3 protein-coding genes are annotated in these 6,636 nt (G+C 61.4%); 1 reads left to right on the forward strand and 2 read right to left on the reverse strand.

Annotated elements, in window-relative coordinates; translation table 11 throughout:
- Positions 1-3,559 (reverse strand): beta strand repeat-containing protein (locus TRM7615_RS26160; protein ID WP_133241816.1); only part of this gene is annotated, 3,559 nt, incomplete at its 3' end.
- A 45-nt stretch (positions 3,560-3,604) separates the two neighbouring features.
- Between TRM7615_RS26160 and TRM7615_RS25085 the strand changes: the two genes are divergently transcribed.
- Positions 3,605-4,357: a hypothetical protein gene (locus TRM7615_RS25085; RefSeq protein WP_125133756.1), complete on the forward strand. Its 753-nt coding sequence runs from the start codon at positions 3,605-3,607 to the stop codon at positions 4,355-4,357.
- Positions 4,358-4,378: 21 nt separating this feature from the next.
- On the opposite strand, the gene TRM7615_RS25090 is transcribed toward TRM7615_RS25085, so the two are convergent.
- Complete coding sequence (locus TRM7615_RS25090) at positions 4,379-6,256, reverse strand: calcium-binding protein (protein ID WP_108792714.1); 1,878 nt, start codon at positions 6,254-6,256, stop codon at positions 4,379-4,381.
- Positions 6,257-6,636: the final 380 nt, after the last annotated feature.

Here is a 6,636-nt window from a genome sequence, read left to right on the forward strand (position 1 = left end):
AAAGCTCGGCCGTGCCCGCGCCCAGATCGAGATCCAGCATGAATGCCGTCCCCCGCCCGGCCACCTCAGGCGCGTCGGAGTAAGACACCATGTCCCGCCCCACGCCGCCATCCACGGTGTCATTGCCCCGCCCCGGAATGATCCAGTCATAGCCGCCCAACCCATTGATCTGTTCGCCCGCAGCGGTGCCGTTCAATGTCTCGGTTGCCTCGGTGCCGTTGATCGGGGCCACCGCTGCCAGCGCGGCCACTTGGCCATAGCTCAGGGTCTGATCGAAGAACTGGAAGTTTTCCACATCGGTGCCGATCACATCGGTGCCATCCCCCGAGACGACCTGCAGCCCGCCCGCGACATGGCTGACCGTAATGAAAGAGCTGTCGGTGTAGAACACGGCGGTATCCGTACCGGTGCCGCCCATGATCGTGTCATTGCCCGATTCACCGTATAGCGTGTCGTCACCACCGCCACCGTTGAGCTGATCATTCCCGCCTTGGCCCCACAGCGAGTTGCCAAGGTTGTTGCCGGTCAGAACATCATTCCCGGTCCGGGTGCCCCGGATCTCTTCGATGTTGCTGATCTGATGATTGAAGGCCGCACTATCCCAGGTCCCGGTGGCCAGCCCGGTGCTCAGGTTTGCGGTCACCTGTTCGGCGCCGGTGCGATCATAGCGCAAACGGTCGATGCCACCGCCGCCATCCAGGGTGTCATTGCCACCGTTCAGAATGAACTCTTCTGGACCTCTGGATGACCCGATGATGCTGTCGTTGTTGTGCGTCCCATCCAGCGAAAAGCGCGAAACTGCACCGTTGAAGTTGATCTGCTCGGCATTCCCGAAGCCATCATTGGCAATGGCCCCAGAGTTCAGATCAACCGACAACCCCTGCGTTGGATTGCCCGAGCGGAACGACATGCGAACGGTGCCACCGCCGTTGATGGTGTAGCTGTCCACCCCATCAAGGCCCAGCAGGCCAACCCAGGATGAAGCGCCGCCGTTGACGTTGAATGTATCGTTGCCATCCGTCCCGGTGAACCAGATGCCCCCGAACGTTCCTGGCACCGTGTTGTCCAGCGTTGGGAAAACCCCGGTCAGGGTGTCGATGCCATCCGTGCCCTTGTTGACGCGCGCCAGGCTGGTGGGCTGGTTCAGATCCACCGTGATCGGTCCCGACAGGTTGTCGTATTCGAACACGTAGAACCCACGATCGCTCAGATCATAGGTATCATTCCCGCTGGAACCGACCAGAGTGTCGTCTCCGATGCTGACACCACCTCCGACGATGCTGTCGTTGCCCGCGCCGCCATCCAGCCGGTCAGCATTGGCGCTGCCGATCAGGGTGTCGTTGCCGGCCAGACCGTTCAACGTGTCGCCCCCGGCCAGCGCCGTCAGGATGTCATCGCCATTGGTCGGCGTCGTGCTGCCACCGCCTGCCAGAGCCTGCAACTGCGCAAAGGACCGGACGCCATCCAGAAACTGAATCTCTTCCACATCGTTGCCGATCGTGTCGACCCCGTCGCCCGAGGTCACCGCGACCCCGGCCCCACCATTGGTGACCGTGATGGAATTCACAGAGGCATTGATGACGGCCCGGTCGGTCCCGGCCCCGCCCAGCAGGCTGTCGTTGCCAACCCCACCGATCAGCGTGTCATTGCCCCCCTCACCAATCAGGGTGTCATTGCCGGCATAGGTTTGCAGCAGATCGTTACCGGCGCTGCCGGTCATCTCGTCATTGCCGGCCCGAGAGCCGCGGAACTGTTCAACATTCGAGAAGCTGTGGGTAAAGGCCTCACCCCGCCAGACACCCGTGGCCATGCCCGTGGTGGCATTCAGCGTCACGGATTCGACCCCCGACCGGTCATAGCGCAGCGCATCGATGCCGCCGCCCGCATCCAGCGTGTCATTGCCCGCCTGCAGGATGAACCGCTCATGCGCATTGCTGCCGATGACAGAGTCATTGTGCATGCCGGTGCGCACCTCAAGGCCGAACATGCGGCCTGCATCCCCACTCACGCTAAAGCTTTCGGCATTGCCATAGCCGTCATTGGCCACTGTCCCGGTGGCGGTGTTGACCACGGCCCCCTCGGTGCCCCGGAAGTTGATCCGGATGGTGCCGCCGCCATAGTTCAGATTGTAGCTGTCCACACCGTCACGACCGTCGATCTGCGTCCAGGCGAAGGCCCCCGATTGCAGGGTCACGTTGAACGTGTCGTTGTGATCGGTGCCGTTGAGCCCCAGACCATCGCCAGTGAGCGGGTTCTGCACGTTCTGAACGGTTGTGGTGCCATTGGCGCCCTTGTTGATGCTCAGGCTGTTGGCCGCTCCGTTCAGGGTGGCCACGATCCCGGCATTCAGATCGTGATGGAACAGATCGGCATAGCCCTGCCCCGAGGTCATCGAGCCAAAATCAACGGTGTCGTTGCCCGTCCCGGCCTGGACACGGTCCCAGCCGCGCATGTTGTCGCCGGGATCCAGGAAATCATTGCCGGCACCGCCGTTGAGCTCGTCGTCGCCATCCCCGCCATACAGCAGATCATCACCGTTACCGCCGTTCAGCGTGTCGTTGCCACCGTTCCCAACCAGCAGCGACGAGGTCGGCGGTTCAGCACCACTGTCATGGGACAGCACGTCGTTGTCATTGCCCCCAACATGTTCCTGCTTCAGGGCAACACCGTTCTGTTCGATCAGCACCCCGTCATATGTCACCGATGTGGTGGAGGTGGTCGGAGTGTTCAAATCCCCCGTGGCCGAACCGATCACCGTGCCGTCCGGGTCGGTGATTGTCACCCCGGTCAGGCTGAGCCCCGGGATCTGCGTCAGATTGGTCAGGCCTGCCGGTGTTCCATCAAGGCGGATCGCCTCTTGGGCGGCGCCGAACAGCGCGGCAAAGTCCCCGGTGGGGAACGTTCCGGTCAGCTGCAGAACATGCTCATCGATGGTCAGGGAAATCGCGGTGGTCGAAACCGCAAAGTTGAACCACTCGCTCCCCTGGTTGCTGAACGCAACGCCGGTCAGCGACAGATCATCCAGAAGATTGTTCAGCTGGGTCTGCTCGGTCGGGGTCAGGCTCTCCAGCCGCGCCAGCAGATCAAAGGCCTCAGTGGCATCCGCCAGGGCCTGCAGGGTCTTGGGCAAGCCGCCGGTGACCGTCAGCGCCTGCTGACCGCTGGTCAGGGTGTATCCCGTGGGGGTCACCGCAAAGGCCACCAGCTCTGCCGGGGTCTGGCCCGGCTGCCGCGGGCCACTCAAGATGATCGAATTGAACGCTCCGGTTGCAATGCCGCTGTCAATCGCGTTGATCAGTTCCTGCAAAGAGCCAACCGGCGACAGGCCACTGCCCGAAAGAACCAGATTATACGTCCCACGCGCCACGGTCGTTGTCAGTTCGATCAGGCTCGCAGACAGTTGCGTAACGGAAAACGCCGAAAAGTCAGGCACCTCTTGCAGGGCTGTTTCATAATCCAGCGACAGGTTTTCGACGGTGTTTGCGCGATATCCCCCCGGCTCCAAAGACGCAACAAATGAATCAAGCTGAGACGTTCTCGAAATATTGATATGGGGCACGACGAATCCCTGTCATTGTTAAATATTTTTTTCCATAACTACCTAATGTGGAATGCAATCCAAAGAAAAATCTCCCGTTTCCTGCTCATCTGCGCCCTGGTCGGCGTGTATTCCACAGGGACCTCTGCAACCGAAGCAGAGGGTTGGTCTTTTGCGCTCGAGGTGCACCGGGGCGACACCTCGCGGGTGGATCTGGCGCTCGAAGATGCGGTGTTTGCCTTTCTGGGGGGCCAAAGCGGGCTCGGGTCCGGCAGCGGATCCGGGGGGGGCACAGGCGGCGGTCTCAGTGTCGACACGCTCACCAACCGATCTGGTTCAACCCCGGTCGACCGGGGCACCAGCCGGACCTTGGCTTTTCGGCTGGGGTATGAATTCTGGAAGACCCGGCATGTGGCGGCAGAGCTCTCGGCGACGGCAGGCCGGACCCATAGCAAATATGCCCTGCCCCGGGGCGTCGGTATCCTCACCGACCCGATCCAGGTCACGTTTGCGTCGAATATTCTGGATCTGGAAACGGCCCTGACCTGGAATGTGGTCGCCAGATGGCGCTATACGCCCCGGCTGCGGATCGCCGGAGGGGTACGCCTGGCGCATACCAAAACCCAACTGAATTCGGCTCTGTTGCGGGTCCGAAACAGCAGCACCCACAGGGATCCCTACCTGTCTCTTGGCCTGCAACAGCCCCTGCCGCTGCCCTATGCGGACCAGCACCGGGGGACATTGCTGCTGGATGCGCGGGTGCGGGGCTATGACAAGGATCGGTTTGCCTATCAGCTTGGCCTGGTCCTGCGGTTTTGAAGCGCGCTCCAGGCTGCCGCTTCAGACAATCTCGAGATCCCAGATGCGGGCGGTGGTGTCGTCGAACTGCAGATATTCCACCGAATCCAGCTGGTCGATGCCGTCCGCCCCCACCACGGTGATCTCGCGCTCCGAGGTGCGGGTGATCGTGTAATCCGCCAGATCGCCCGCAAACACCGCCCGGTCCGTGCCATTGCCGCCAAAGAGCATGTCATCCCCGGTGCCGCCGATCAGCACGTCATGACCACCATAACCAAACAGGGCATCATTTCCGTCCAACCCACGCAGGTGATTGCGCCCATCATCCCCCGACAGCGCATCGCCATAGCCGGTGCCGGTCAGGTTCTCGACGCCCGCATAGCGGTCGCCCGTCGCCGCCCCGGTCCAGCCGCGCCCGTTCTTGAGCGAGGCGCTGATGCCAAGGTTCGCCCCGGCATAGGACACCGTGTCGATATGCCTGCCGCCATCGATCACATCCACGCCATAGCCCGCCACGATCCAGTCGTGCCCCTCTTTGGCAGAGATATATGTTGGCCCGTTCCCCGTTGTAATCACATCAGAAAACCGCGACGCCCGCAGCCCCTCGATCGAGATCAGCTGATCCTCATCCGTGCCCGAGCGCACCACGCCCGCGCCCAGGTCCGCCACCAGCCTGGCCGCGGCATTCGCATAAGAGGCCGTATCGATCCCGTTGCCGCCCTCCAGCGTGTCGTTGCCGCCGCGCCCCTGCAGCCAGTCGTCACCCGTCAGCCCCCGCAGCAGGTTGTCACCGCCATCGCCGCGCAGGATATCCCGCCCGCTAGTGCCGGTCACATTCTCGATGCCGATCAGTTCGAAACTGTCCGCCTGCGCCGTCGCCATTCCTGTGGCCAGGTCCAGATCCAGTGTCGTCTGCCACACCTGCGCGGCGGGCGGCACCTGCCAGAAGCTCGCCATATCAGTGCCCGCGCCACCGTCGAGCGTGTCATCGCCGCCCGGGCCCGCGTCGAGCCAGTCATCGCCTGCCAGCCCCTGCAGGTGGTTGTCGCCTGCGTTGCCGATCAGGACGTTGTGGCCTGCATTGCCGGTCCCATTCAAATTGCCGGTCCCGCTCAGCAGCAGGCGTTCCACATGATCAGGCAGGGTATAGTCGACCGAGGCTTCGGCCAGATCCCGCGCGCCGCCGCCCAGCAGTTCCACAATCAAATCGGCCGCGTTGTCGACGATATAACGGTCATCACTTGCGCCGCCTTCCATCCGGTCCACACCGGCCCCGCCATCCAGCAGGTCTCGACCATTCAGACCGATCAGCGTGTCGTCACCGTCAAGACCGCGCAGCGTGTCATTGCCATCATCGCCCTGCAGGCTGTCGTTGCCGGTGGTGCCATCTGCCACCACCGGGTCGACGCCAAGCTCGAACCGGACCGGCCCGATTTCCATACGCCCGGTGTTCGATCCCAAAGGACCGTCATCAAAGATCACCTCGAACCGCGACGCGATGTCTGAAATCGTGAACGTCACATTTTCCGGCGCTCCCGGACCACCTGGTGCCCGCCCACTCGCCGTGCCCCATACGGTGCCTGCGCCATCAGTTCTATGATGGGTGTCCAGGTCCGACACCTGAACAGGCACAGGGTCGCCCGCCGCATCAAAGGCAAAGACCGAAACCTGGTCGCTCCAGCCGCTAGCATCCACGTCATAGATTTCGAACGACACATTGCGCACAGATTGATCAAAGGAAAACTCGGCTTTTAGCGGCTCTCTCGTTGAGATCACCCCAATTGCCTGACCAAAAGAAGATTTGTATATCACGCCCGAATCCGACGTCATCATCAGTTCGATATCCGGCCCCTCGGGGCTGGTCAGCGTATAGGTTCCATTGGGGCCAAGCTGGGGACTCCATTCAATCAAATACGTCATCTTTATGCTCCAATATTTTCAATAAATTCCAAATGCCGCCCAGTTACGAATGCGCGGCTGTTTTAACAAAAGGGCGCCAACTGCACCCAGCAGAATACAGTCTGTCAATTTTCAGTAATAAAACGCACCCGGTATCGAAATGATACCATTAATCTCTTCCAAGCAACCAAAAAACCCCGACCCGCAAAATACGGACCGGGGTTTCTTGTTCTGAGTGCCGCCTTACGCGATCGCGAATTGCCAGATATTTGCAGTCTCGTCGTCGAACTGGAAATACTCGACCGAGATCAGGCTGTCGGTGCCGTCGGCCCCCGTCACCGTCACATCCGTCGCCGAGCTCCGGGTGATCGTGTAATCGCCGCGGTTGCCGTCAAACACCG

Source organism: Falsiruegeria mediterranea M17, from assembly GCF_900302455.1.
In the GTDB taxonomy this organism is placed as follows: Bacteria; Pseudomonadota; Alphaproteobacteria; order Rhodobacterales; family Rhodobacteraceae; genus Falsiruegeria; species Falsiruegeria mediterranea.

Excerpts from the sequence above, each read along its gene's own strand:
- TRM7615_RS25090 (WP_108792714.1), bottom strand. The coding sequence starts at position 6,256 with ATGACGTATTTGATTGAATGGAGTCCCCAGCTTGGCCCCAATGGAACC.
- TRM7615_RS25085 (WP_125133756.1), top strand. The coding sequence starts at position 3,605 with ATGTGGAATGCAATCCAAAGAAAAATCTCCCGTTTCCTGCTCATCTGC.